The sequence below is a fragment of the Streptomyces sp. NPDC055287 genome (assembly GCF_053646035.1).
Genome location: NZ_JBSHNE010000022.1, coordinates 36,850 through 62,072, shown reverse-complemented (window position 1 = coordinate 62,072; position 25,223 = coordinate 36,850). Strand labels below are relative to the sequence as shown.

General features: G+C 72.5%; 24 protein-coding genes. 11 read left to right on the top strand and 13 right to left on the bottom strand.

What is annotated here, in order from left to right; translation table 11 throughout:
• Positions 1–114 precede the first annotated feature (114 nt).
• The gene (locus ACWIHY_RS27690) at positions 115–1,287 is read left to right on the top strand and encodes a S8 family peptidase (RefSeq protein WP_454378451.1); all 1,173 of its coding nucleotides are present in this window, start codon (positions 115–117) and stop codon (positions 1,285–1,287) included.
• 65 nt (positions 1,288–1,352) lie between these two features.
• On the opposite strand, the gene ACWIHY_RS27685 is transcribed toward ACWIHY_RS27690, so the two are convergent.
• Positions 1,353–1,559, bottom strand: coding sequence for a DUF397 domain-containing protein (locus tag ACWIHY_RS27685; RefSeq protein WP_454378392.1), 207 nt, complete (start codon positions 1,557–1,559; stop codon positions 1,353–1,355).
• On the bottom strand, positions 1,543–2,382 hold the full coding sequence (locus ACWIHY_RS27680) for a helix-turn-helix domain-containing protein (RefSeq protein WP_454378391.1): 840 nt from the start codon (positions 2,380–2,382) through the stop codon (positions 1,543–1,545). Before ACWIHY_RS27680 ends, ACWIHY_RS27685 begins: the two co-directional genes overlap by 17 nt.
• A 116-nt stretch (positions 2,383–2,498) precedes the next feature.
• Between ACWIHY_RS27680 and ACWIHY_RS27675 the strand changes: the two genes are divergently transcribed.
• Both ACWIHY_RS27675 and ACWIHY_RS27670 read left to right on the top strand, forming a co-directional pair.
• Positions 2,499–2,714: a hypothetical protein gene (locus tag ACWIHY_RS27675; protein ID WP_454378390.1), complete on the top strand. Its 216-nt coding sequence runs from the start codon at positions 2,499–2,501 to the stop codon at positions 2,712–2,714.
• Positions 2,711–2,932, top strand: coding sequence for a hypothetical protein (locus ACWIHY_RS27670; RefSeq protein ID WP_454378389.1), 222 nt, complete (start codon positions 2,711–2,713; stop codon positions 2,930–2,932). The genes ACWIHY_RS27675 and ACWIHY_RS27670 overlap by 4 nt, the downstream gene beginning before the upstream one ends.
• Positions 2,933–3,006: 74 nt before the next feature.
• On the opposite strand, the gene ACWIHY_RS27665 is transcribed toward ACWIHY_RS27670, so the two are convergent.
• The 3 genes from ACWIHY_RS27665 to ACWIHY_RS27655 all read right to left on the bottom strand — a co-directional run bounded on the left by ACWIHY_RS27665 (position 3,007) and on the right by ACWIHY_RS27655 (position 6,519).
• Complete coding sequence (locus ACWIHY_RS27665; RefSeq protein WP_454378388.1) at positions 3,007–4,536, bottom strand: PTS transporter subunit EIIC; 1,530 nt, start codon at positions 4,534–4,536, stop codon at positions 3,007–3,009.
• Between the two features lie 33 nt (positions 4,537–4,569).
• Positions 4,570–5,511 (bottom strand): N-acetylmuramic acid 6-phosphate etherase, encoded by a 942-nt coding sequence (gene murQ / locus ACWIHY_RS27660; protein WP_454378387.1) that lies wholly within the window; start codon positions 5,509–5,511, stop codon positions 4,570–4,572.
• A 75-nt stretch (positions 5,512–5,586) separates the two neighbouring features.
• Positions 5,587–6,519 carry a MurR/RpiR family transcriptional regulator gene (locus ACWIHY_RS27655; RefSeq protein ID WP_454378386.1) on the bottom strand — a complete coding sequence of 311 codons (933 nt, stop codon included), beginning with the start codon at positions 6,517–6,519 and terminating at the stop codon, positions 5,587–5,589.
• Between the two features lie 67 nt (positions 6,520–6,586).
• Between ACWIHY_RS27655 and ACWIHY_RS27650 the strand changes: the two genes are divergently transcribed.
• Both ACWIHY_RS27650 and ACWIHY_RS27645 read left to right on the top strand, forming a co-directional pair.
• Positions 6,587–6,946 carry a hypothetical protein gene (locus tag ACWIHY_RS27650; protein WP_454378385.1) on the top strand — a complete coding sequence of 120 codons (360 nt, stop codon included), beginning with the start codon at positions 6,587–6,589 and terminating at the stop codon, positions 6,944–6,946.
• Complete coding sequence (locus ACWIHY_RS27645) at positions 6,943–7,209, top strand: DUF4031 domain-containing protein (protein WP_454378384.1); 267 nt, start codon at positions 6,943–6,945, stop codon at positions 7,207–7,209. Before ACWIHY_RS27650 ends, ACWIHY_RS27645 begins: the two co-directional genes overlap by 4 nt.
• Positions 7,210–7,392: 183 nt before the next feature.
• Here the strand turns inward: ACWIHY_RS27645 and ACWIHY_RS27640 are convergent, their stop codons facing one another.
• The 3 genes from ACWIHY_RS27640 to ACWIHY_RS27630 all read right to left on the bottom strand — a co-directional run bounded on the left by ACWIHY_RS27640 (position 7,393) and on the right by ACWIHY_RS27630 (position 11,773).
• Positions 7,393–8,598 carry a Cmx/CmrA family chloramphenicol efflux MFS transporter gene (locus tag ACWIHY_RS27640; protein WP_454378449.1) on the bottom strand — a complete coding sequence of 402 codons (1,206 nt, stop codon included), beginning with the start codon at positions 8,596–8,598 and terminating at the stop codon, positions 7,393–7,395.
• 115 nt (positions 8,599–8,713) lie between these two features.
• The gene (locus tag ACWIHY_RS27635; protein WP_454378383.1) at positions 8,714–9,379 is read right to left on the bottom strand and encodes an HD domain-containing protein; all 666 of its coding nucleotides are present in this window, start codon (positions 9,377–9,379) and stop codon (positions 8,714–8,716) included.
• Between the two features lie 102 nt (positions 9,380–9,481).
• Positions 9,482–11,773: a heavy metal translocating P-type ATPase gene (locus ACWIHY_RS27630; protein WP_454378382.1), complete on the bottom strand. Its 2,292-nt coding sequence runs from the start codon at positions 11,771–11,773 to the stop codon at positions 9,482–9,484.
• Between the two features lie 182 nt (positions 11,774–11,955).
• Between ACWIHY_RS27630 and ACWIHY_RS27625 the strand changes: the two genes are divergently transcribed.
• The gene (locus tag ACWIHY_RS27625) at positions 11,956–12,651 is read left to right on the top strand and encodes a copper homeostasis protein CutC (RefSeq protein ID WP_454378381.1); all 696 of its coding nucleotides are present in this window, start codon (positions 11,956–11,958) and stop codon (positions 12,649–12,651) included.
• A gap of 164 nt (positions 12,652–12,815) precedes the next feature.
• On the opposite strand, the gene ACWIHY_RS27620 is transcribed toward ACWIHY_RS27625, so the two are convergent.
• Positions 12,816–14,795 carry a HelD family protein gene (locus ACWIHY_RS27620; RefSeq protein ID WP_454378447.1) on the bottom strand — a complete coding sequence of 660 codons (1,980 nt, stop codon included), beginning with the start codon at positions 14,793–14,795 and terminating at the stop codon, positions 12,816–12,818.
• A 371-nt stretch (positions 14,796–15,166) separates the two neighbouring features.
• Positions 15,167–15,889 (bottom strand): VOC family protein, encoded by a 723-nt coding sequence (locus ACWIHY_RS27615; RefSeq protein WP_454378380.1) that lies wholly within the window; start codon positions 15,887–15,889, stop codon positions 15,167–15,169.
• 279 nt (positions 15,890–16,168) lie between these two features.
• Between ACWIHY_RS27615 and ACWIHY_RS27610 the strand changes: the two genes are divergently transcribed.
• Entirely contained in the window at positions 16,169–16,357 is a 189-nt protein-coding gene (locus ACWIHY_RS27610) for a hypothetical protein (RefSeq protein ID WP_454378379.1), read from the top strand.
• A gap of 130 nt (positions 16,358–16,487) precedes the next feature.
• A complete protein-coding gene (locus tag ACWIHY_RS27605; RefSeq protein ID WP_454378446.1) occupies positions 16,488–17,654 on the top strand; it encodes a glycosyltransferase 87 family protein in 1,167 nt (388 codons plus the stop codon).
• Between the two features lie 64 nt (positions 17,655–17,718).
• On the opposite strand, the gene ACWIHY_RS27600 is transcribed toward ACWIHY_RS27605, so the two are convergent.
• Positions 17,719–19,374, bottom strand: a complete 1,656-nt coding sequence (locus ACWIHY_RS27600; RefSeq protein ID WP_454378378.1) for a DNA repair helicase XPB — start codon at positions 19,372–19,374, stop codon at positions 17,719–17,721.
• Positions 19,375–19,477: 103 nt separating this feature from the next.
• Between ACWIHY_RS27600 and ACWIHY_RS27595 the strand changes: the two genes are divergently transcribed.
• Both ACWIHY_RS27595 and ACWIHY_RS27590 read left to right on the top strand, forming a co-directional pair.
• Positions 19,478–20,002: a VanZ family protein gene (locus ACWIHY_RS27595; RefSeq protein WP_454378377.1), complete on the top strand. Its 525-nt coding sequence runs from the start codon at positions 19,478–19,480 to the stop codon at positions 20,000–20,002.
• Positions 20,003–20,033: 31 nt separating this feature from the next.
• Complete coding sequence (locus ACWIHY_RS27590) at positions 20,034–20,558, top strand: hypothetical protein (RefSeq protein WP_454378376.1); 525 nt, start codon at positions 20,034–20,036, stop codon at positions 20,556–20,558.
• Between the two features lie 46 nt (positions 20,559–20,604).
• Here the strand turns inward: ACWIHY_RS27590 and ACWIHY_RS27585 are convergent, their stop codons facing one another.
• Entirely contained in the window at positions 20,605–23,136 is a 2,532-nt protein-coding gene (locus ACWIHY_RS27585) for a helicase-associated domain-containing protein (RefSeq protein ID WP_454378375.1), read from the bottom strand.
• 71 nt (positions 23,137–23,207) lie between these two features.
• Here ACWIHY_RS27585 and ACWIHY_RS27580 point away from each other — a divergent pair, with 71 nt between their 5' ends.
• A complete protein-coding gene (locus ACWIHY_RS27580; protein ID WP_454378374.1) occupies positions 23,208–24,233 on the top strand; it encodes a hypothetical protein in 1,026 nt (341 codons plus the stop codon).
• 7 nt (positions 24,234–24,240) lie between these two features.
• On the opposite strand, the gene ACWIHY_RS27575 is transcribed toward ACWIHY_RS27580, so the two are convergent.
• Positions 24,241–25,221, bottom strand: coding sequence for an ABC transporter substrate-binding protein (locus tag ACWIHY_RS27575; RefSeq protein WP_454378373.1), 981 nt, complete (start codon positions 25,219–25,221; stop codon positions 24,241–24,243).
• Between the last annotated feature and the right edge of the window lie 2 nt (positions 25,222–25,223).

Here is a 25,223-nt window from a genome sequence, read left to right as displayed (position 1 = left end):
GGGTGCCGCCTTCGGGCGTTTCTGCCCGCGCCCCGGCGTGTCGCTACGTAAAGTATTCAAACCACCGCACAGAGTGATTGCGCGTGATCGTTTCTGCATGGTGACATCGTGACCATGCCACACCTCATGAGGATCGCCCTCGCGGCCGCCGTCACGGCTGTCCTGGCGACCGCAGGTCCGTTGTCCGCCTCCGCGCAGCCCGCCGAGTCGGCACCCGCCCCGCTCCGTCTGGCCGACCAGCCCGTCCCGGACCAGTACCTCGTCGCCATGAAGCCCGCGTCGGACGTCGCCCAAGCCGCTCAGGAGGTTGGCGTCACCCCCCTCTTCAGCTTCGAGAAGGTGATGCACGGCTTCGCGGCCAAGCTCACGGACGACCAGCTCGCCAGCGTGCGGGCCGACCCGAACGTGGCGGCCGTGGAGCAGGACGCCGAAGTCACCGCGTCCGGGCCCGCCGCGTCCTGGGGCCTGGACCGGATCGACCAGCGCGCCCTGCCGCTCGACAGCCAGTTCAGCACCGCCGCGACCGGCGCCGGAGGCAACGCGTACATCCTCGACACCGGTATCGACTACAACCACAGCGAGTTCGAACAGCGCGCCAGGTTCGGCTTCGACGCCTTCCCGGCCCAGGGTCAGTTCGGTAGGGACTGCGCCGGCCACGGTACGCACGTCGCGGGCACGGTGGGCGGCAGGACGTACGGGGTGGCACCCCAGGCGAATCTCATCAGCGTCCGGGTCCTCGACTGCCAGGGAAGGGGCAGCAGCGTCACGATGATCGCCGGGCTCGAATGGACGGCGTCGCACGCCGCGCAGAACCCCGGCAGGCCGGCCGTACTGAACGGATCGCTCGGCGGCGGGTATTCGCGCCTGGTGAACGAGGCCGCCACCGCACTCTCGGACAGCGGTGTCCTGCCGGTCCTCGCGGCGGGCAACGACGCGAAGGACGCCTGCGGCGTCTCCCCGGCATCCGCCGACCGGGTGGTCACGGTCGCCGCGTCCGACAGCTCCGACGCGCAGACCTCCTTCTCCAACCGGGGCCCGTGCGTGGAGCTCTACGCACCGGGCGCCGCCATCGTCTCGGCCAGGCTCGGAGGCGGAAGCGTCGCCCTGAACGGCACGTCCATGGCCTCTCCCCATGTTGCCGGGACCGCCCTGCTCTACAACACGGTCAACCCGGCGGCCACGCCGACACTGATCGCGACCTGGCTCGACGCGAACTCCACGAAGGACGCACTGTCCGGCGTCACCCCGGGCACGCCGAACAAGCTCCTGTTCACCGGCGGCCTCTGACCCCCCGCGGCGCCCTGCCCTCCACTCCTCGGCTCCGGGGGTGGGGGGCAGGCGTCGTTGCCGTTCTAGCGCCGCTTGAGATCCGCGACGAAGGCGGACCAGGCGGCGGTACGGAACACGAGCGCCGGACCGTTGGGATTCTTGGAGTCGCGGACGGGGACGATGTGGGGGTGGCTGTCGGAGACCTCCAGGCAGTTGCCGCCCTCGCCGCCGCTGTAGCTGGACTTGTGCCAATTTGCTGTCGTCAGGTCGTAGTCAGGGCTGATCTTCATGCGCGCAATCCTCCGCCACTGATGTGATCAGAGCCAGGGATTCCTTGGGTGACAATGCCATGGCCCTCACCAAATCGTATGACAGTTCGTAGCGGGCGACGGTTGCCGGATCGTCCTCCAACTGCCCTGTTCCCAGCACTTCGAGGTAGGCGAGCGGGGGCGCATCTTCGAAGGCCATCAGCTTGAGGGCGCCGTTCATGGCCGCGTGCGCCCCCGCCTCGAACGGCAGCACCTGCACGATGACCCGGCGGCGCCGGGCTATCGCCGTCAGGTGGCGCAGCGCCCCCGCCATCTCAGCGGGCTCGCCCACCCGCCGACGCAGTACCGCCTCGTCCAGCACCGTCCACAACAGCGGCTTTGTTGGATCGTCGAGGAGGCGCGCTCGCTCCAGCCTCGCCGCTACCAATTCGTCGATGACATCCTCGGTCGCTGTCGGCTGGTACGCGCGGAAGATCGCCCTTGCGTACGGCTCCGTCTGCAACAACCCCGGGATCAGCAGCGGCGCGTACTCCTTGATCGCCACCGCGATCGCCTCCGCTTCGGCCGCCTCCGCGAAGTGGTCCGGGTACTTCGACTTCGTGGACGCCTTGCAGTTCCGTTCGAAGAATCCGCCCGTCCCCAGGATCTCGTCTATCTTCACGGCGTACTCCGGCATCATCCGGCGGGTCCCCGCCTCCAGTTGGCCGATGAACGAGCCGCTCACGAAGAGCGGCTGACCGAGTTCCTCCTGGGTGAGGCCCTCCTTCTCGCGCGCGTGGCGCAGTTCCGCGCCGAGCAGCGCCCTTGGGGAGGAAGACGGATCGAGGCCCTTGGGTCCGGGCATGGCAACTCCCTGTACGACAGCTGGGGTTGTTGGACTGCCACCCCTGGTCAGGCTAGGCGACTTTCCGCCACTCTGAGTGAGGAAAGCGAACACTCGGTGTGGGAGGTGCCTGGTCAATGGTGGTGCGATCGTCGGAGCGGCTGCGGGCTGCGGAAGAGGTGGTGGCCCAGTTGCGGGAGGGGCTCGGGGTGGTGGCGGTGACCCTGCCGTCGCTGCGGGTGGACGTGGTGTCGCTGGCGAGCGAGGCTCCGTACCCGCTGGTGGACCTGGGGCGCTGCAACCTCGACACCGCGCTGCGGCTCGCGGCCGTGCTCCAGGGGCTCAAGCCATGACGGAGGGTGAGCCGCCGCAGGCGGGGGCGTACGCCGTCGATGTCCGGGACGGGCGCGTGGGCCGGGTCATGGGACGGGTGGGCACCTACGTACAGCTACGGCCGCCCGGCGGGGGCAAGGAGTGGGACTGCCCACCGGAGGACGTGCGTCCGGCGGCGCTCGGAGAGGTGCTGAGGGCGCGGGTACGGGAGATCAACGCGGAAGGGCGGCTTCCGTGAGCGGTGCGGGCCGGTGCGCCGCTCACGGCCGGAGCCCCCGCAGGACCGGGGGAGCCGCCCCACCGTGCGTACGGTCAGACCCGTGAGGTTTCTTCCCGCGGGGTCACCGGCGCCGGGGAGCCCGGCAGCGGGGCCGCCTCGGTCCCGGGTTCCTCGTCCGTGTTCAGGTCGGTCAGCATCTGCTTGCTGAAGCCGAAGAAGTAGGTGGCGAGGAATCCGGTGACGTAACCGACGACCAGGCCGACGGCGTAGATGGCGACCATCGCGCCGACGCTCCTGTTGCCGTCCAGGAGGGGGAACAGGGCCCAGCCCGACGGGCCGATGGCCGTGGAGCCGACCGTGTCGCCGAGCTGGCTGAACAGGCCGACGAATCCACCGCCGAAGGCGCCGCCGACGCAGGCGGTGATGAACGGGCGGCCGAGCGGCAGCGAGACGCCGTAGATCAGGGGCTCGCCCACGCCCAGGAAACCGGCCGGCAGCGCGGACTTGACGGTGCGGCGGACGGAGCCGTTGCGGGGCAGGCGGACGTAGACCGCGACGGCCGCGCCGACCTGGCCCGCGCCCGCCATGGCGAGGATCGGGAGGAGGACAGTGAAGCCCTGCTGCTCGATGAGGGTGGTGTGGATCGGGATGAGGGCCTGGTGCAGGCCGAGCATGACGAGGGGCAGGAACAGGCCGCCGAGGACGAATCCGGCCGCCGCGCCGCCGGTCGCCAGCAGCCAGTCCGCGAAGTCGCCGATGGCGGTGGAGATCTCACCGGCGACGAACATCAGGCCGAAGACGGTGACGAGACCGGAGATGAGGACGGTGAGGGTCGGGGTGACCAGTACGTCGAGAGCTTCCGGGACCCGGCGTCGGCACCACTTCTCGACGTACACCGCGAGCACCGCCGCGCCGAGCGCGCCCAGTACACCGCCCTGGCCGGGGGACAGGGTCTGACCGAAGGCGTCGATCTTGGCGACGCCCGGGAAGACGATGATCGAGGCGACCGCGCCGCCCAGGATCGGCGTACCGCCGAACTCCTTGGCGGTGTTGAGGCCGACGAAGACGGCGATCAGGGCCATGAAGCCGGTGGCGATCGAGGCGAGGGCAGGGGTGAGGGCGGGGAGCAGGCCGAGGTTGACCAGCAGGCCGTTGAAGCCGGCGATGATGCCGCAGCCGATGAGCGCGGGGATCAGCGGGACGAAGATGTTCGCGATCCTGCGCAGGAAGAGCTTGAAGGGGGTGGCGTTCTTCGCCTTCCGCTCGGCCTTGATCGCGGCGCCCTGGGCGGCGAGTGCGTCGGCGGTCATGGCGGAGGCGGTGACGGGTGTGGCAGGCGTGGCGGGTGTGGGGGTGGCCGCCCGTTCCTCCTCGACCAGGGCCTCGAACTCGGGGGCGACCCGGGCGACCGTGCCGGGGCCGAGGACGATCTGGTACGTCGTGTCCTCGACCACGCCCATGACGGCGGGGAGGGCCTTCAGCCGCTCGTCCTGGACGAGGGTGCGATCGCGCAGACCCAGCCGGAGCCGGGTCATGCAGTGGGCGATGGAGGTGACGTTCCCCGCGCCTCCGACGAGCGGAAGGATCGCGGCGGCGGTGGCGCGGTTCTTGTTCTCTGTCATCGTGCGTGGTGCCTTGCTGTGGGGGGAGTTGGATCAGGCGGTACGGGCAGCCTGGAGCGCGTCGCGCAAATGGCCCCGAGCTTCGTCGAGCAGGGCCGCGGCTGTGGGCCCGTCGACGGATCCCAGGAGCACCAGGATGGCGTTCTTCACCTCTCCGTCGGTGGCGGCGAGCGCTGCTTCGATCTCCGTGTCGCGCGCGCCGGTCGCCAGGGCGACGATGCGGCGCGAGCGGGCGCGCAGCTTCTCGTTGGAGGCGCGTACGTCGACCATCAGGTTTCCGTACGTCTTGCCGAGCCGGATCATCGTGATGGTCGAGATCATGTTGAGGACGAGCTTCTGGGCCGTGCCCGCCTTCAACCGGGTCGACCCGGTGAGGAGTTCGGGCCCGACGACGATCTCCAGGCCGTGCTCGGCGGCGGCTCCCAGCGCGCTGTCCGCGTTGCAGGACAGGCCGAGGGTGAGGGCTCCGCGCGTACGGGCGTGCTCGACGGCGCCGATGGCGTACGGGGTGCGACCGGAGGCGGAGATGCCGACGACGGTGTCGTCGGCGGCCAGGCCGAGTGCGTCCAGGTCCTCGGCCGCGAGCTCCTTGGAGTCCTCGGCGCCTTCGACCGCTTTGATCATCGCGGACGGTCCGCCCGCGATGAGGCCGACGACCTCGGCCGGGTCGGTGTTGAAGGTGGGCGGGCACTCGCTCGCGTCCAGTACGCCGAGCCGTCCCGCCGTACCGGCGCCCGCGTAGATCAGACGGCCGCCGCGGGCCATCCGCTCGGCTGTGGCGTCAATGGCGGCGGCGATCTGGGGGAGGCGGGCGGCGACGGCCTCGGGGACGGTGCGGTCCTCGCCGTTCATGATGCGGGCGATCTCGGCCGTCGGGAGCTGGTCGATGTCGGCGAGCTCGGGGCGGAAGGCCTCGGTGGTGAGGGTGGCGAGCTGGGCGCGCAGTTCGCCGTACGTGTTGCTGGTGGAGGTCATGGGGAGTGCGGCTCTTTCTCGTCGTACCGACTGCGTGTCTGCCTGGCTGCGTTCCCGCGTGACCGCGGGGCCGGGCTAACGGCTGCTGTTGCGAGGGGTGTGGCGGTGCGCGAGCGCCTCGTAGGAGGCGGCGAGGGCAGGGGCGGCCGTCTCGTACGTACGCTGGGCGACGCCTATGAACAGGCAGTCCACGACGAGAAGTTGGCTCGTGCGGCTGGACATGGCGGCCGGGCGCAGTTCGCTCTCGCGGGCGGTCGACGTGGTCAGGATGTGGTCGGCGTACTGCGAGACGGGTCCGTCCGGGCGGCCGGTGATCGCGACCGTCGTGGCCCCCCGGTCGAAGGCGACGCGGAGCGGTTCTATGGCGTCGCCGGTCGATCCCGAGTGCGTGATGGCTATCGCCACGTCGCCGGCGCGCAGCTGCACGGCGTTGGTGACGGCGAGGTGCGGGTCGGTGTGCGCGTGCGCGATGAGGCCGATGCGCAGCAGCTTCTGGGCGAGGTCCATGCCGACGAGGCTGGAGGCGCCGACGCCGTAGATGTCGATGCGGCGGGCGGCGGCGAGGGCGGTGACGGCGGCGCCGAGCTGGACGGTGTCCAGGCCGGCGGCGGTGTCGGCGAGGGTCTGCTGCTCGTCGTACGCCAGCTTGGTGACGACGTCGGCGATCGGGTCGTCGACCGCGATGTCGGCGGTCACGGCGGGCGCCCGGCCGGACTGCTGCTGGGCGGCGAGCCCGGCGAGCGCGAGGCGCAGGTCGCGGTAGCCGGGGTAGCCGAGGAGGCGCGCGGTGCGGACGACGGTGGCCTCGCTGGTGCCGGTGAGCTCGGCGAGGCCGGTGACCGTGAGGGCGGCGCAGCCGGCCGGGTCGGCGGCGACGGCTTCCGCGACGCGCTGCATGGAGCGGGTCATGGACGGGGCGAGCGTCCGCACCTTGGCGGCGAGGGCGGCGGGCGCGGGCGGGGCGGTTCTGCCGGCGCCGGTGAAAATTTCCTTCACTTCATTGGTCACACCTGAAAGATATTTTCGTGCTCCGGGGGCGTCAACCCCCTCCGTTCCCGCGCGCGACAATGGCTGCATGGACCCCACGACTCCTCCCCTGGAACAGGCCTTGCACGTGGCCCGTGCCCTGGTCATGGCCGACCTCGCGGCGCGCGACGTGGCCCAGGCGGACGTCGTGTCGCTGGTCGAGGACGCGGTGGCGCACCGCCGCTGGTGGGTGGAGCAGTGGCCGGAGGGTGCGGGGTACGTCGTGGGTCTGATAGCCCAGGACGTGCAGGACGCGCTGCTGGAGCGCTACGGGCGCTGGCCGCTGTGCCCGGTGTGCGGCGGCGGTGAGCCGCACGCCCTGGAAGTCGAACCGGAGTTGGGGGCCGACCCCCACTGGGTCTGCTCGAAGGCGGCGGTGATCGTCGCGCCGGTCGGCAGCCTGCGGTGACGGTCTACATCGACCCGCCGACCTGGCCGGGCCACGGCCGCATGTGGTCGCACCTGGTGAGCGACGTCTCGTACGAGGAACTGCACGCCTTCGCCGCCTCCATCGGCTGCCCGTCGCGCGCCTTCGACCGCGATCACTACGACGTACCGGAAGCGCGGTACGCGGACGCGGTGCGGCTGGGGGCGGTCGAGGTCGGCTCGAAGGAACTGGTCCGCCGCCTCACGGGGGCGGGTCTGCGCCGCCCGAAGGGCCGCCCGGCGTAGAGGTGCCCGGTCCTGGGGCCTGGCCGGTCCTGGACCCGCTCAGCCCGAGAAGGCGCTGGTGTCCAGGACCCCGCCGAAGGGTTCGGGGAGGCGCACGTGCTCACCGAACGCGGCACGCTCGCTGAGCTTGTACGCGCCGTTCCGGGGGCCGGTGAAGAGCGTGGTCGTCGGCCCGTGGCGCGGTCAGAGCTGCTTGGTGCGGACGGCCTTCGGTGTTGACGCCGAGGACGCCACCAGGCGGGAACGCGACCGCTGGAGGCGCAGGGAGGCGGCGACGGCCGCCAGGGCCACGACGGTCATCGCCGCGCCCGCCCACGCCGTCGACGAGAAGCCGAAGCCCGCGTCGATCACCGTGCCGCCGAGCCAGGGGCCGCCCGTGTTGCCCAGGTTGAACGCCGCTGTCGTGGTCGCGCCCGCCAGGGTCGGCGCGGCGCCGGCGACGTTGAACATCCGGGCGTTGAGCGCGGGCGCCGTGTAGAACGCCGAGAAGCCGAGGAGGAACGACACGGCCACGGCCACCACCGCGCTGGACGCGAAGAGCGCCAGTACCGCCAGGAAGACCGTCGACGCCGCGATGCCGCTGATCAGTACGCCGAAGAGGTGCGCGTCCGCGACGCGGCCGCCCACCGTCGTACCCACCAGAGCACCGATCCCGAACAGCGCCAGCACCGTGGGAACCCAGCCCGCGTCGAGGCCCGCCACATCCGTCAGCAGCGGCGCGAGGTAGCTGAACGCGCAGAAGACGCCGCCCGCCGCGAGTGCCGTGACGGTGATCGCGAGCCAGACCTGACGGTCACGGTAGATCGCCAGCTCCCGCATCAGCCGCGGCTCCTCCGCCGGGAGCGGAATGCGCGGGATCAGCGTCACGACGCCCACCAGCGCGAGCGCCGACGCCGCGCCCACCGCCCAGAACGCCGCCCGCCAGCCCAGGTGCTCGCCGAGGAACGCCCCGGCCGGTACGCCCAGTACGTTCGCGATGCTCAGGCCGCCGATCATGACCGCCATCGCCCGCGCCCGTGAGTGCACCGGCACCATCGCGATCGCGACCGCCGCCCCCACCGCCCAGAACCCGGCGCACGCGAACGCGCTCACGACGCGCGAGGCGAAGAGCAGCTCGTACGACGGTGCCAGCGCGCCGGCGACCTGGCCGAGGCCGAAGACCGTGATCAGGGCGACCAGGGTCGTACGGCGGGGAAGGCGCAGCGTGGCGACGGCCAGCAGGGGCGCGCCGATCACCATGCCGATGGCGAAGGCCGAGATCAGGAGCCCGGCCTGCGGGATCGAGACGTCCATGTCGGCGGCGATCGGCGGCAGCAGCCCGGACAGCATGAATTCGCTGGTACCGAGGGCGAAGACCGCCAGGCCGAGTATGTAGACGGCAAGGGGCATACGGGTGCGGCGGTCGGCAGAGTCGGGCATGACAGGGGAGAACACCACGGGTGCCGCCGGCATTCCCGACCGGTCGCGTCGGGCCGGCCCGGTCGCGTCGGGCCGGGCGGTCCGCTCAGACCGTGAGCAGGTCCAGCTCCGTCATGAGGTTCTGCCGCGCCCGCGCCTCCCACTCCGCCCTCCCGTGCGGCGTACGGAACAGCTGCGGCAGCTCCAGGAGCTGCCGCAGCACGGCCGCCCGGCCCTCGCGGAACGCGGCGTCCGGGACGAAGCCGTACTCCTCGCGGACCGCTGCCGCGTAGGCGGCGTACGGGGCCGGGGGCGCGGCCAGGATCGCCAGGTCCGCGTCGCAGAGGGCCTCGCCGTTGGTGTCGCCCGGGTCGGGGTCGTGGCCGGCGGTGAGGCGGACCAGGCGGGCGACCTCGGCGGTGAGGGCGTCGTCGAGCCCCAGCTCGGCCAGGGCGCGCTCGGCGAGGAGCGCGCTGCGCTCCTCGTTCTCGGAGCGGTCGGGACGGTAGACCGCGTCGTGGAACCAGGCGGCGAGGCGGACGGCGGCCGGGTCGTCGGCGTGGCCGGCCAGCGTGTCGAGACGGCCGAGGACCGCGACGAGGTGGTCGGTGGAGTGGTAGCGCCGCTGGGGCTCGGCCCAGCGGGCGAGGAGGTTCTCGGCGTACGGGCGAGGGTCGGCGGAGAGCTCGCTTCCGGCCGGGACGGTGTCCAGCCAGCGGCGGACCAGGTCGTCGTGCGCGGGATGCCGCGGAGCGGCGGCCGTGGCGTTCATGCCCTCATCTTGCCGCCCGGGACGCGCGTACGGGGAAGCCGCCCCCACGCGAGGGCCCGCGCTCCGGCCTGCGTGCGGGGGCGGCCGACGGGGCCGGCGTCCTCAGTGGGTGGCGGCCTTGAAGCCGCGCAGACGCAGGGAGTTGCCGACGACGAAGACGGAGGAGAAGGCCATGGCGGCTCCGGCGATCATCGGGTTGAGGAGGCCGGAGGCGGCCAGCGGGAGGGCGGCGATGTTGTAGGCGAAGGCCCAGAAGAGGTTGGACTTGATGGTGCCCAGGGTCTTGCGGGAGAGACGGATGGCGTCCGCCGCGGCGAGCAGGTCGCCCCGTACGAGCGTCAGGTCGCCGGCTTCGATGGCCGCGTCGGTTCCGGTCCCCATGGCCAGACCGAGGTCGGCCTGGGCGAGGGCGGCGGCGTCGTTGACTCCGTCACCGACCATGGCCACGCTGCGGCCCCGGGCCTGGAGCTTCTTGACGACGTCGGCCTTGTCCTCGGGCATGACGTCGGCGAACACCTCGTCGATGCCCACTTCGCGGGCGACCGACTCGGCGACGGCCCGGTTGTCGCCGGTCAGCAGGATCGGGGTCAGGCCCAGGGCGCGCAGCCTGCGGACGGCTTCGGCGCTGGTGGCCTTGACGGCGTCGGCGACTTCGAGGACCGCGCGGGCCTCGCCGTCCCAGGCCACCGCGATCGCGGTGCGTCCGGCCGCTTCGGCGGCGGCCCTGGCGCGCTCCAGTCCGACGGGCAGGGCCATCGCCCACTCGGCGAGCAGCCTGGGGCGGCCGACGAGGACGACGTGGCCCTCGACGATGCCCTGGACGCCGAGGCCGGGGACGTTCGCGAAGTCCTCGGGGGTGGGGAGCGCACCGACCTGGGCCGCGGCGCCGGTGGCGACGGCCCGGGCGACCGGGTGCTCGGAGGAGTGCTCCAACGCGCCTGCCAGCCGCAAAACTTCGTCCTCGTCGGTGGAGTCGGCGGTGTGCACCTCGAGCAGGGTCATCCGGCCGGTGGTGACGGTGCCGGTCTTGTCGAGGACGACCGTGTCGACGTTGCGGGTGGTCTCCAGTACTTCGGGGCCCTTGATCAGGATGCCGAGCTGGGCGCCGCGGCCGGTGCCGACCATGAGGGCGGTCGGGGTGGCCAGGCCCAGGGCGCAGGGGCAGGCGATGATCAGTACGGCCACTGCGGCGGTGAACGCGGCTGTCAGGCCCGCGCCGTTGCCGAGCCAGAAGCCGAGCGTGGCGACCGCCAGCGCGATGACGACCGGGACGAAGACGGCGGAGATCCTGTCGGCCAGGCGCTGGGCCGCCGCCTTGCCGTTCTGGGCGTCCTCGACCAGCTTGGCCATGCGGGCGAGCTGGGTGTCGGCGCCGACGCGGGTGGCCTCGACGACCAGGCGGCCGCCGGCGTTGAGGGTGGCGCCGGTGACGGTGTCGCCGGGGGCGACCTCGACCGGGACGGACTCGCCGGTGAGCAGTGCGGCGTCGACGGCGGAGGTGCCTTCGACGACGGTGCCGTCGGTGGCGATCTTCTCGCCCGGGCGGACCAGGAAGCGGTCGCCGACCCGCAGGTCGGCCGTGGCTGTCAGGTGCTCGCCGCCGTCGCGCAGGACGGTGACTTCCTTGGCGCCGAGTTCCAGCAGCGCCTTGAGCGCGGCGCCGGCCTTGCGCTTGGAGCGGGCCTCGAAGTACCGGCCGGCCAGGATGAACGCGGTGACGCCGGCCGCCGCCTCCAGGTAGATGTTCCCGGCGCCGTCGCTGCGCGAGACGGTCAGTTCGAAGGGGTGTGTCATGCCGGGCGTACCGGCGGTGCCGAAGAACAGCGCCCACAGCGACCACAGGAACGCCGCCGAGGTGCCGACCGAGATCAGCGTGTCCATCGTCGCCGCGCCGTGCCTGGCGTTGGTCCACGCGGCGCGGTGGAAGGGCCAGGCGGCGTACGTGACGACCGGGGCGGCCAGGGTCAGGGACAGCCACTGCCAGTACTCGATCTGCAGGGCGGGGACCATCGCCATCGCGACGACCGGCACGGCGAGCAGGGTCGCGGTGACGAGGCGCCGGCGGAGCGGCAGCAGTTCGTCGTCCCCGGCGCGTTCCGCGTCCGCGCCGGCTGTCGCCGATTCCGGTCCGGTGCGTGGCGGAGGCGGCTCCTCGGCCGTGTAGCCGGTGGCCTCCACCGTCGCGATCAGATCCCGTACGGACACGTCCGCGTCGCGGTAGGTGACCTTCGCCTTCTCGGTGGCGTAGTTGACGGTCGCCTCCACGCCGTCCATCCGGTTCAGCTTCTTCTCGATGCGGGCGGCGCACGAGGCGCAGGTCATCCCGCCGATGGCGAGTTCGACCTCGGCTCCGGTGGCGCCGGCTGTTCCGGTGGCGGGCGTCGTGGTGGTCACGTCTGCTCCTCGGGCTGGCTCGTCGTGGCGGGTAGATACCCCTAGGGGGTATCGGTTACGGCTCCATGTATACCTCCGGCCACGCGGGTGCGCAAGCGTGTGTTGGTGCGCGGGCCGGGCGCGGGCCCTAGGGTGGAGATTGGACTAGACCTGTAGTTCCGTTTTCCGGAGAATGGAGTCCCATGAACAACCGTGCAGTCCTGGAGGTGATCGCCCTCGACGCGGAGGACGCGCTCGCCGCCCAGTCCGGAGGCGCGGACCGGCTCGAGCTGGTCACCGACATGGCGGCGGACGGCCTGACCCCGTCGCGCGAGACTTTCGGACGGATCCGTGCGGCGGTGGACATCCCGCTGCGCGTGATGCTGCGGCTGGCGGACGGGTTCCTCGCGGGGGACGTCGACGCACTGGTGCTGGCGGCGCGGGGCCTGCTCGCGGAAGGTGCCGAGGAGTTCGTACTCGGCTTCCTCGACGCGAAGGGGAACGCCGATCTGGTCGCGGTCGAGCGGGTGGTGGCGGAGATCGAGGGATGCCGGTGGACGTTCCACCGGGCGATCGACCGGGCGGCGGACCGTGACGCGCTGCGCAAGCAGCTCGCGGAGCTGCCGGGCCTGGACACGTACCTGACCGCCGGCTCGGCGGAGGGCGTCGACGCGGGGCTGCCGGTGCTGCTGGCGGAGGCGGAGGCCGGGAAGCGGGGGGCGCCGGGGTACCGGCCGCAGCTGCTCGTGGGGGGCGGCCTTCGCCTGGACCATCTTCCCGCGTTGCGGGCGGCCGGGATCGGCGCCTTCCACATCGGTGGGGCGGCGCGGCCTGGGGGGTGGGAGGAGCCGGTGTCCGCGGAGGCGGTACGGGCCTGGCGGACGACGCTGGACGCGTAGCCCGGGGGGTGCTCCCGAACCGGGCTCCGGCCCGGGCCCCGCTCTCGAGCGCCGGACGGGCCGGATTGCGTTGTGGCAATCATCCGGACCGTCCGGCGTTCGCGGACCCGCACGAACGGCGTCCGGGCCGACCTGCTCCCGGGTCGGGGCCGTGGGCCGGGCGCTCAGGCCAGCGCAGTCGGCAGCGATGTCGTGTGGACCACGGTCAGGCCCGACACCGCCCGGGTCAGCGCCACGTACAGGCGGCGCAGACCGGTCCGCTCGTCCGGCTCGCCCGACACCACCGCCGCCGGCTCGTCCAGCACCACGTAGTCGTACTCCAGACCCTTCGCCAGCGACGCCGGCACCAGGGTCAGGCGGGACTCCGCCGTCGTCTCCTCACCGGGGGAGAGGTAGCCGTGCCCCGCCGCAGCGAGCGCCGCCGCCAGCTCCGGCACGCGCGCGTCCGCCGCGATCAGTCCCGTCGACCCCTCGTGACGCAGCGCCTCCTCGCAGGCCGCCACCACCGCGCCGGTCACCTCGCCGGCCTCCACCCGCCGCACCTCCAGCGCCCCCGCGCTCTCCCGCACCGACGACACCGGCGCGAGCCCCGGCGAGATCGCCGGCAGGAGCCGCGACGCGTACGCGATGACGTCGCGCGGCACGCGGAACCCCGCCGTCAGTTCCTCGACCGCCGCCTCCGGCTTGCCCAGGTGCCGCAGCGCCTCCGCCCAGCTCGCCGTCGCCCACGGCGTCGTCCCCTGGGCCAGGTCGCCCAGTACCGTCGCCGAGCCCGTCGTGCAGCGGCGGCCCACCGCCCGGTACTGCATCGGCGACAAATCCTGCGCCTCGTCGAGCACGACGTGTCCGAGCGAGTGCGTACGCGAGATCAGGTCCGCCGCCTCGTCGAGCAGCACCACATCCGCCGCCGACCACTTCGCCGACTTCACCGAACGCGCCGGCTTGGCCCACACGATGCGCTTCTGCTCCTCCGCCGACAGCACGCCTTCCGCGTGCTCCGCCAGGAACTCCGCGTCGGACAGCAGCCGCAGCACCAGCTTCGCCGGGTCCACCGCGGGCCAGACCGCCTTGACGGCCGCCTTCACCGCCGGGTTGCGCGCCACCGCGTCCTGCACCCGGTCGTCCGGAGCCTCGCCCGACTCCTCCATGCGGACCAGCACCGCATGGGCGATGCGCTGCGGCAGGGCGTCGTGGGCGGCTCCGTAACGGATCTCCCGCGCCAGCAACTCGCCGACCATCTCCTCGAGTTCGTACGCCGGAACACGCCACCTCCGCGAGCCGCGCACCACCTCCACGGGCTCGGTGGGAGCGGTGGTGACGTGCGAGCGCAGGGCTCGGCGCAGCACCTCCGCCATCCGTGCGTCGCCCTTGATCACGGCGGTGCCGGCCTCGTCGGTGCCCCGCACCTCGCCGTGCACCGCCACCAGGTCGTCGACCGTCGCCTGCTTGACCTCCAGCTCGCCCAGCGCGGGCAGGACCTGCTCGATGTAGTGGAGGAAGGACTTGTTGGGGCCGATGACGAGCGTGCCGGTACGGGCCAGCCGGTCGCGGTGCGCGTAGAGGAGGTACGCGACGCGGTGCAGGCCCACCGCCGTCTTTCCGGTTCCCGGGCCGCCCTGCACGCAGACGCTGCCGGACAGGCCGGACCGTACGATCTCGTCCTGCTCGGGCTGGATCGTCGCCACGATGTCCCGCATGGGGCCGACGCGCGGGCGCTCGATCTCCGCCTGGAGCAGCTTGCTGGTCTGCTCCGCCTCCGCCGGGTCGGACAGGTGCTCGTCCTCGTACGCCGTGAGCTCGCCGCCCGTGTAGCCGAAGCGGCGCCGCAGCCCGACGTCCAGCGGGTCCTTCTTCGAGGCGCGGTAGAAGGGCTGGGACACGGGCGCGCGCCAGTCGATGACCAGGGGGTCGCCGTCGGCGTCGTGGACGTGACGCCGGCCGATGTAGAAGCGCTCGCCCTCCGCGCCCTCCGCCCGGTCCGCGCCGACGACATGGAGGTAGTCGAGGCGGCCGAAGAAGAGCGGGGTGTGGGAGAGGTCGGCGAGCGACTTGATGCGTTCCTCGATCTGGGCGCCGAGGACGGCGGCGTTCACCCAGTTCGCGGTGACGTCGCGGATGTCGAGTGCCTGCGCGTCCTCACGCATGGCGCGCAGCGCGGCGCGCGAGGCGGTGAGGTGGGCACGCTCCCGGCCCAGGGGGTCGGGCTCCGCAAGGGAACGGCTGGGCTCGGGCGTGGAACGGCTGGGGTCGGGCGCGGGCACGGTCTTGCCTCCGGAGGGATCACATGGGGATCACGGCGTGGACCGTCCGGTTTCCGTCCGGGCGGCGGCGCTCCACGGAGGGAGGCGGGAAGACCGGGGATTGTAGTCGCGGGGGCGCGGCGCGCGCGAATGGTTTTCCGTCCACGAGGTGCGGGAGGGGCCGGTGCTCACCCTCTTCAGCAACGCGGGTGAGTCGGACGGCCATGGCTCGGCCCCCCGCCCTGTGAGGGGGCGCCGCCTCCGGACCGATCGCGTTATCGGGGTGCCGACACACAGAACTCATGGCCATCGGGGTCGGCCATCACCACCCAGTCGACCTCGCCCTGGCCGATGTCGAGGCGAGTCGCCCCGAGGGAGACGAGACGGTCGACCTCCGCCTGCTGATCACCGTGGGCAGGCGGAGCGAGGTCGAAATGCAGCCGGTTCTTCCCGGTCTTCGACATCAGTGGCGGACCGCCCCACGTGACCTTCGGACCGCCGTGCGGCGAGCGGATCGCGGTCTCCTGGTCCTGGTCCCAGACCAACGGCCAGCCCAGCGCCCGGCTCCAGAAGTACCCGACGTCCTGCGAACCGTCGCACGCAAGCGCTCCGATGAATCCGCAGTCAGCGAGGAAGTTGTTGCCCGGCTCGATGACGCAGAACTCGTTGCCTTCGGGGTCGGCGAGCACCACATGGCCCTCCTCCGGGCGTTGACCGATGTCGATGTGCCGGGCGCCGAGTCCGAGCGACCTCGCCACAGTCTGCCGCTGGTCGTCGAGGGACCTGCTCGTCAGATCGAAGTGCATCTGGTTCTGGCCCGTCTTCCGCTCCTGGGTCGGAAGAAAACGGATTCGGAACCCGGTGTCATCGCTGGGCAGGAGCGTGATGCCGTCGCGGGAGTCGTCGGCCATCTCCCAGCCCAGGACGCCGGCCCAGAAGCGCGCGAGACGGAGCGGGTCGTTCGCGTCGAAGCAGAGCGCGTGGAGGTGAGAGGTCATCTTCCGGCATTTCCGATCTGCTGACGCGCTGCCCCACCCCGGCGATCGGGGAGCAGTTCACCAGCAAGCAGGCTGTCGTCCAGGTCCGGGCTGCAGCCTGCCCAGGCGGCGTCACCCGGTCAACTCATTAACGACCCGCGCGCGACCACCGTCGCACCGGTAAAGATCATTTGACGACAGGCCCTAGGGGCCGGGGTCAGCCCCCGGGAGGAGCCGGGCGGCCCGGAGTTCAGCCCTCAGACCGTTGTGCACAGAATGTCCGGTATTCATCATGGAAACATGAGTTCAGCAACCTTCACCCCAGGCCCGTCCGCCCACCCCGCCGCCGGCGCCACCGCCCTGGGCGACGCCCACCCGAGCCACCGGATCGGCGAGGCGCTGCGCGCCGTCAAGGTGTTCGTGGGCGCCGCGTTCCGCGTGGCCGTCCTGGGGGAGTACGCGCAGGAGGCGGGCGTAAAGCGCCGCTGAGCGTGCGGCGCCGCGGGGCCGCACGCCGATCGCGATCCGCCCCCGCTGATCCACTAGGGTCGCGGCCGTGGAACAACGCACCGTGACCTCTCGATCACCGGCCGTACCGGCCCGGCTGCCCGCCGGCGTTCTGCTCGCCGTGTCCCTGGCCGCGCTGGCCACGCTGTGCGTACTCCAGCACATCCCCATGGCCGACACCCTCGTCTACCGGGCGGAAGGGGCGGCCGTCGCGAACGGCACCGACCTGTACGGGTTCACCGTCACCCAGTGGCAACTGCCCGCCACGTACCCGCCGTTCGCCGCGATTCTCTTCGTCCCGACGACCTGGCTGCCGCTCGGCGCCCTCAAGGCCGCCTTCGCCGTCGGCAACACCGCGCTGCTCGCGCTCCTCGTCCATCTCTCCTGCCGGTTCGCCCGGCTTGTGGCCCGGCCCGCGCTCGTTCTCACGGCCACGGCGGTCGGCGTGTGGCTCGAACCCGTCTTCCAGACCATCGTCTTCGGGCAGATCAACCTGGCGCTCGCGTGCCTCGTCCTGTGGGACCTGACCCGTACGGACGACGCGATCGGCAAGGGCTTCGCGCTCGGTGTCGCGGCGGGCGTCAAGCTCACACCCGCGATCTTCATCGTGTACCTGCTGCTGACGGGCCGGGTACGGGCCGGTCTCACCGCCGTCGCCTCGCTGACGGGCACGGTGCTGCTCGGAGCGCTCGTACTGCCGCACGCCAGCGTCGACTTCTGGACCCGGCGGATCTTCGAGACCGGGCGGGTCGGCAAGGCGTGGATCGTCGACAACCAGTCGCTGCAAGGGCTGCTCGCGCGGCTCCTGCACCACCCCGAGCCCGGCCCTGTGTGGCTGGCGGCGGCGGTACTGGTCGCGGCGGCAGGGCTGTGGACGGCGCGCCGGGCGGTGGGGGCGGGGCGCGAGACGTGGGGCGTGCTGGCCACCGCGGTGACCGCGCTGCTGGTGTCGCCGATCAGCTGGTCGCACCACTGGGTGTGGTGCGTGCCGTTGCTCGCGGTGCTCGTGGCGGAGGGCCGGGGGAAGGTGGCGGCGGCGGTGGCCGTCGTCTTCCTGGCCCGCACGCTGTGGCTGGTGCCGCACGCGGGCCCCCTGGACCTGCGACTCCCCTGGTGGCAGCAGCCCCTGGCGTCCCCGTACGCACTGCTGGGGCTGCTACTGCTGGCGTACGCGGCGGGGTCACGCGCCACCAGTACGGCCGGCGCCGGCAAGGTGGCCTGGGCCGGCCGCCCGGCCGGGTCGGGCTCGTCCGGCACGTACACCCCGTCCGGCGTGTGAGGCCCGGGGCCGGGGCGGGGGAGGGCCGTCGGCCACGCCCGGCCCGGCCCCCGTCCCGTCCGCGTTACGAGGCGGTGCCGTCCTCCGCCATCAGTTCGTCCGCGTCCACGATCCGGTACGCGTAACCCTGTTCCGCCAGGAACCGCTGCCGGTGGGCCGCGAAGTCCTGGTCGATCGTGTCGCGCGCGACCACCGAGTAGAAGTGCGCCTGGTGGCCGTCCGCCTTCGGCCGCAGGACCCGGCCCAGGCGCTGGGCCTCCTCCTGGCGGGAGCCGAACGTACCCGACACCTGGATCGCGACCGTCGCCTCGGGCAGGTCGATCGAGAAGTTCGCGACCTTCGAGACGACCAGCACGCTGATCTCCCCCTGCCGGAACGCCTCGAACAACTTCTCGCGCTGCGCGTTCGACGTCTCGCCCTTGATGACCGGCGCGTCCAGATGCTCACCCAGCTCGTCGAGCTGGTCGATGTACTGGCCGATGACGAGGATCTGCTGGCCCGCGAACTTCCGTACCAGCGCCTCCGTCACCTTCCGCTTGGTCGCGGTGGTCGCGCAGAAGCGGTACTTCTCCTCCGTCTCGGCCGTCGCGTAGGCGAGCCGCTCGCTCTCGGTGAGGTTGACCCGTACCTCGACACAGTCGGCGGGCGCGATGTAGCCCTGCGCCTCGATCTCCTTCCACGGCGCGTCGAAACGCTTCGGGCCGATGAGGGAGAAGACGTCGGACTCGCGGCCGTCCTCGCGCACGAGCGTCGCCGTCAGGCCGAGGCGCCGCCGCGCCTGGAGGTCCGCCGTGAACTTGAAGACGGGCGCGGGCAGCAGGTGCACCTCGTCGTACACGATCAGGCCCCAGTCCCGGGAGTCGAAGAGCTCCAGGTGCGGGTAGATGCCCTTCCGCTTCGTCGTCAGGACCTGGTACGTCGCGATGGTGACCGGGCGGATCTCCTTGCGCGTACCGCTGTACTCGCCGATCTCGTCCTCGGTCAGCGACGTCCGCTTCACCAGCTCGTGCTTCCACTGGCGGGCCGAGACGGTGTTCGTGACGAGGATGAGCGTGGTGGCCTTCGCCTGCGCCATCGCGCCCGCGCCGACCAGCGTCTTGCCCGCGCCGCAGGGCAGGACCACGACGCCCGAGCCGCCGTGCCAGAAGCCCTCGACGGCCTGCTTCTGGTACGGGCGCAGCGCCCAGCCGTCCTCCGCGAGGTCGATCGCGTGGGCCTCGCCGTCGACGTACCCCGCGAGGTCCTCGGCCGGCCAGCCCAGCTTGAGCAGCGTCTGCTTGATCTGGCCGCGCTCGGAGGGGTGCACGGCGACCGTGTCCGCGTCGATCCGGGCGCCGACCAGCGGCTGGACCTTCTTCGAGCGGAGGATCTCCTCCAGCACCGGGCGGTCCGTGGAGGTGAGGACGAGACCGTGTACGGGGTGCTTGGAGAGGGTGAGGCGGCCGTAGCGGGCCATCGTCTCGGCGACGTCGACGAGCAGCGCGTGCGGGACCGGGTAGCGGGAGAACTCGACGAGCGCGTCGACGACCTGCTCGGCGTCATGTCCGGCGGCCCGCGCGTTCCACAGGCCGAGCGGCGTCACCCGGTACGTGTGGATGTGCTCGGGGGCCCGCTCCAGCTCGGCGAAGGGCGCGATCGCCCGGCGGCAGGCGTCGGCGAGCTCGTGGTCGACTTCGAGGAGCAGAGTCTTGTCGCTCTGGACGATGAGGGGTCCGTTCACGCGTGTTTCGGCCCTTTCTGCGGCAGGTCGGCCCGTACGGCCAAACGTCCAGTGTGCCGCATCGCGTGCGGTACGGGTCGGGAGTCGGGGTAGGCGGGTGTTCATGACAGCTGAAGCGGATGAAGCGGAACCTCGTCGCTCCTGGGGGCGGGCGCTGTTGCGGGCCCTCGCGGTCGCCCTGGCCTTTCTGGGCCTCGTACTCTTCTCGGCCGTACTGGCGCGGCTGACGCTGGCGCCCTCGCACGCCTCGGAAGCCCTGGTCACGACCAATCTGCGGCCCGGCGCCTCGCTGCGGCAGTACGCCGAGGACTACACCTTCCTCGCAGCGTGCAAGCAGATCGGCGGCAATCTGCTGCTGGGCATGCCGTTCGGGCTGCTGCTGCCGGTGCTGGTGCCGCGCTCGCTGCGGCTGCTGCGTGTGGTGGCTCTCACGGTGGTGGTGATGGTGCTGGTGGAGCTGGCGCAGGGCGCGATCGTCGAGGGCAGGGCGTTCGACGTCGACGACGTGATCCTCAATACGACGGGAGCGCTCATCGGCTACTTCCTGCTGGGCCGCCGGATCGGGCGGACCGTGCACGCCAGGCGCGTGCCGCGGGGGGACGGGGATACGGTGCGTTCCGGCAGGTGAGCGCTCAACAGTGTGCGGACCGGGGGGTTTGATGACGTGGGTGCTCAGCGCGGGTGCCGGCGGCAGGGCGGCCGTCGCCCTGCTGGCGGCGCTGGCCCTCGGGGGCTGCGGGGGGAGTGACGGCCGTCGCTCCTGCACGCTCATCGCCGGTGTACCGGGGATCACTGTGATCTTCCAGCCGGCCGGCGGTGCGGCGGTGGATCAGGTGGGGTCCGCCGTCTTCCGGCTGTGCGTGGACGGGAAGTGCGAGGAGCGCACGGAGGCGTCCACGGTGGCCGGCACGCGGATGCACTTGCCTACGGCCGACGACGTACGCGGCGAGGAGCTGGACGTGCGGTTCTCGGTCACCTCGGCCGAGGGCGGCCGCGTGATCATGAAGGACAGTACGAAGGTCCGCATGACGGCTTCCTGGCCCAACGGCAAGGAGTGCGACGGCAAGGGCACGTGGTCCGCGTCGCTGACAGCGGCACCGGACACGGGTCTCGTCGTCGGCCACCGCCGGACGGGCCCGGTGGTGCCCACGGGGCGTGGCACATCCAGTCCGACCGGCGTCTGAGGGTCGGGGGCCTGGGCGGAGTCCCGTTCCCGTGCCGTCCGCCCGGCTAGGGGCTGTCCGCCAGTTCCGCGACGCCCGTGATGCGGTGCAGAGGGTACGTCCTGACCTCGTCCGCCGTGTGGTCGTACGCCGTGACGAAGCCCCCCTCCACCCTCACCGGCGCGATCACGCGCTGGCTCGCCGCCCCGTCCGCGTTGACGTAACCGATCCACACCGCCGAGCCGGTCAGTGCCGCGGCCTGGACCGTGGCGAGCGTCTCGGCGGGGGTGGTGCGCGGCAGTTCGCCCGGGGCCGGCGCCGGCCCGGCCGCCGCAGCCGCCGGGGCCTCCTTGCGTACCGCCGTGGACGCCATGTCCCCGGCCCGGATCGCCCGCAGCGCCGCCCCCAGCAGCGTCTCGTCCGGCGTAGGCGGTCCCTCCGGCACCGGTACGGGCGCGGTACGGGGCGGGGTCCGGTAGGCGTGGGCCCGCGTGATCAGTACGTCGCCGGCCGCCGACTCGGCGGCGGGCGCGAAGCCCATGCCCCGCAGGCCTTCGAGCAGCGTCGCCGGGTCGCTCTGCGCGGCCAGCACGGTGGGCGCGAGGCGCCGCAGCCCCAGTGGCTGCGACCGCTTGTCGGCGAGGATCTCGCCGAGCATCGCGTCGTCGTCGCAGCGGACGTACGCCGACGCGGCCCCGATCCGCAGGTGCCCGTGCTTCCTGGCCACGTCGTCGATGAGGTAGCTCAACGGCTGCGGCACGGGCGTACGGCTGTGCTCGGCCAGGAAGGTGTGCAGGTCGGACGCGGCCCGCCCCGCGTCCAGCGCCCGCCGTACGGACGCCGGCGTGAAGCGGTACACGGTCGCCCCGCCCTTCGACTCCACATCGGCGAGTACGTCGAGCGTGTCGGCGAGGGGCCGCCGCAGCGGCCCGGGGGCCACCGCGGTGAGGTCGGCCTGGAGCAGGACGTGGTCCAGCGGCTCCGGAATCAGCGGCGCGAGCAGCGCGGCGGCGCCCGCGGCCGCCGCGGCCTCCTCGGCGTCGCTCGCCCGCGTGTGAGCGGTGCCGGTGGCCAGCAGCGCGCGCCCGTGGGAGGAGAGTGCCCCGCGCCCGCTCACGCCCAGGAGTTCCGCCTCGGTGAGCGTCCACAGCGCGACCCGGGACCGCAGGTCACCCGAGATGTCGGAGGAAGCGGCGGCGGAATTCGCCCCCCGCAGCGGCCGCTCCCACCGCAGCCGGGCCAGCACCTGTTCCGGCGCAGGCGCGGCGCCCTCCGGCAGCCCGCCCAGGAGGGCGAGCACCCGGCGGCGTACCTCCGGGGCCGCCGAGCGGTCCAGGTCGGGGCCGAGCGCCGCCAGGACCCGGCCCTTGGTGTCCTGGCTGCCGACGAGGCCCGCCGTGCGGGTGGCGTGCAGCCAGGCGCGGGCCAGGCGGGTCCACTGGTCCTGCGGCGGCAGGTCGAGCCATTCGTCGTACGCGGGCGTGGCGGCGTACCGCTCGGACGCCTCGCCGTCGGACGCCAGCAGCCCTGCCGCGTAGGCGAGTTCGACCCAGAACGCGGCCGTGTGCTCGGGCACGTCGAGCGCGGCGGCCGTCCGCTTCAGGTCGCGGACACTCAGCCCGCCGGAGCGCAGGACGGCCGGACCGCCCTCGTTCCAGTCCTTGAGCAGCTCCTCGACGGTGGCCAGCGCGGTGTACGCCTGCCCCGCGGCCGTACTGTCCACAACCTGTGGACGGTATTCGGCGGCGGCCGCCACCGCGGGCGGCACCGGCTCCGGCACCCGGTGCGCCCGCCCGGCGCGCAGATGCAGCGCGGCCTCGCGCGGCAGAACGACCGTGCGCAGACTCGTCGGCAGCAGCAGCCCGCGGTCGCGCAGCCACCGCACGGGCGGCGCGGGATCCGACGTCACCTCGCCGTACGGCGGCCCCCACACCAGCCGCTCCAGCACCATCAGCGCCTCGGGCGGCGCCGTGTCGAGCAGCGCCGACATCCGGGCGCGGTCGTTGAAGAGCTCAGCCAGCGCCGCGACCGCCGACACCGGATCGTGTGTGGGCGCCAGCCCGGCAGCGGCCAGGGTCTCCTGCCACCGCCCCGGGGACATCCCGGCGGTCGCCTCGGCGACGGTCGGGCCGAGGCCGGTCGGCGAGGGATGCGTGGGGGAAGGGGCGAGCAACTCCCGGGCGGTACGCACCAGACGCAGCCGGTCGTCGGCGCCCCAGAGCAGCGCCTGGTCACGCAGCGTACTGACGGCTCCGGGCAGCGCGGCGTCGACCGCCGGGTCGCCGTCGTCGCCCGTCATCAGCGCGCGCAGCGCCTCGTACGGAGCGGGATCGGGTGCCACGGCCAGTGCTTCGGCGGTCTGGAGCGTGAACCGGTCGAGCCGTTCCAGGGCGCGCACGACGGAAGCGCGCGTCGCCGCCCGGGTCGCGAGCTGCGACAAGTCGTTCGGCACGGGCGACAGCAGGTCGGGCCGGGCACGCAACAGCGCGGCCAGGGACGCGTCGCCGCGGGTGCGCAGGGCTTCCGCGAGCGTGCGTGGTGGCGTTGGGCCTGATCCTTCGGACACGTGCGCCTCCTGGTTGCGCTCGCCGGTCCCCATCCGCCCCACGGTAGCCGGTGTGGCGCTACCGTCGGTGCAGGCAGTTGGAGGGTGAGGGACGGGAACGGCGCGTGGGGATCGAGAGCGATCAGCTCGTCTACGACTATCTGAGCAGGGTCGGCGACCTGGCTCAGCAGCACAAGCTGCCCTCGGCGACGCGGATGCGGCTGGTGTCCGGCCTGCGCGACGAGATCGACCGGCAGCGCTCCAAGTTCGGTACGCCGGACACCCCCGCGGCCGTACGCCGCATCCTGGGCCGGATCGGACCGCCTGCCGAACTGGTGGCGCGGGCGGCGTCGGACGGGGCGATGCCCGCGCCGGGAGCCGACGCGCAGCCGGTCGTACTACCGGAGCAGCGCGACAGATCGAAGGGGCGCGGCGGGTGGATTCCCCGGCCCCGTGACCGCGCCAGCGAGCGCGCCCGCCCGGGCGTGGTGGACCGGCCCGCCGGTGCCTCACCGCCCCACCTCGCCGGATCGGACGAACTCGGCCCCCAGGGCAGCGAACCCGACTGGTGGCGCGTCGAACCGGGCCCCTTCGGCCTGGGCGTCAGTGTGCCGGGGTTCACCGGGGGCGTGGAGATCCCCGAAATACTCAAGCCCCCGCCGGCGGAGGACGAAGCCGGAGAGGACGGCGAAGCCGGGGAGGACGGGGGAGCGGAGCAAGCGGCCGTCGAGGCGGAAGTCCCCGCGCGCCGCCGCCTGCTGCGCCTGCGGCGGCGTACCGCCGAGACCGTCGTCGCCGAACCGCCCGAGGCCGTCCGGCCGCCCGCGAATCTCCTGCTCCTGCTGGCCGCCACGCTGCTCGTCGGGGGCGCCGTGCTCGGCAACTGGATCGCGCTGGGCGGCGGTTGGCTCCTCGCATACGCCTCGCAGCGCATCAGCCGCGCCCAGGCGAAGTGGGCGGTGCTCGGGCTGCCGGGGCTCGTGGCGGCCGGCGGGTTCGTGTGGCTGTGGGGCAGGACCGAGGGCCGGTGGGGCGAGCCGCTCGCCCAGGGCGCGATGGGCGAGGCGGTCTCGGGCGGGTGGCCCGTCGTCGTACGGACGGCGGCCGTCGCCTCCGCGCTCTACCTGGTGTGGCGGGCGCGGAGGCGGTAGGGGTCCGCTACTTCGTCAGGTGGCCCTGCAGCTCGTCGAGGATCTTGTGGGCGGCGGTGTAGCCGATGCCCTGGATCCACAGTTCGTCGTCGACGCCGAAGGCCTTGTCCGCCTTCACGGCCGGCATGTTCTTCCACAGCCCGCTGTTCAGGGTCTGCGTCTGCTCGGCCTTCTTCGGGTCGCCGTACGTCGAGTGGAAGACGATGTCGGCGTTCTCGCCCGCGAGGTTGATCTTCTCGGGGCTCACGTCGTACGAGAAGCCGTCCTTCGCCTTGTCGGTGATGGCCGGGCGGCCCAGACCGACATCGGCCAGGACCGTCGCGATGTAGTTCTGCTTGCCGTAGATGCGGATGTCCGCGCCTTCGATGAACCGGACCACATTGACGTCGGTCCGCGCGGCCTTGTCCTTGCCGCCGACCGCCTCGGTGACCTTCGCGGCGTGCGCGGTGTAGTCGGCGACGACCTTCTTCGCCTCGGCCTTCATGCCGAGCGCGTCGGCGTGGACCTGGAAGTTCTCCTTCCAGGGGTGACCGGTGTTCTCCGTCATCACGGTCGGCGCGAGCTCCTTGAGCTCGTCGTACAGGGCGCCGTGCCGCACCTTGCTGGTGAGGATCAGGTCGGGCTTCAGGGCGGCGACGGCCTCCAGGCTGGGGCTCATCATCTCGCCGACGTCCTTGATGCCCGCGACCTTGTCCTTGGGCAGGTAGCTCAGGAACCCGGACTCGGTGCCGGTGTGCGTCGCGCCGACCGGCTTCACGCCGAGCGTGATCGCGGAGTCCAGCTCGGCGGTGTCCAGGACGACTACGCGCTTCGGGCTGTCCGGGACCTTCACCCGGCCCATGGCGGTCTTGACCGTGTGCGTCGCGCCCTCGGTGGAGGGCGAGGAGTTGTCGGTGCCCGCGTCCGAGCCGCAGGCGGAGAGTGCGAGCGTGGCGGTGACGGTCAGGGAGGCGGCCACCAGGGCGCGGCGGCGGGGGGTTCCGGTCATCG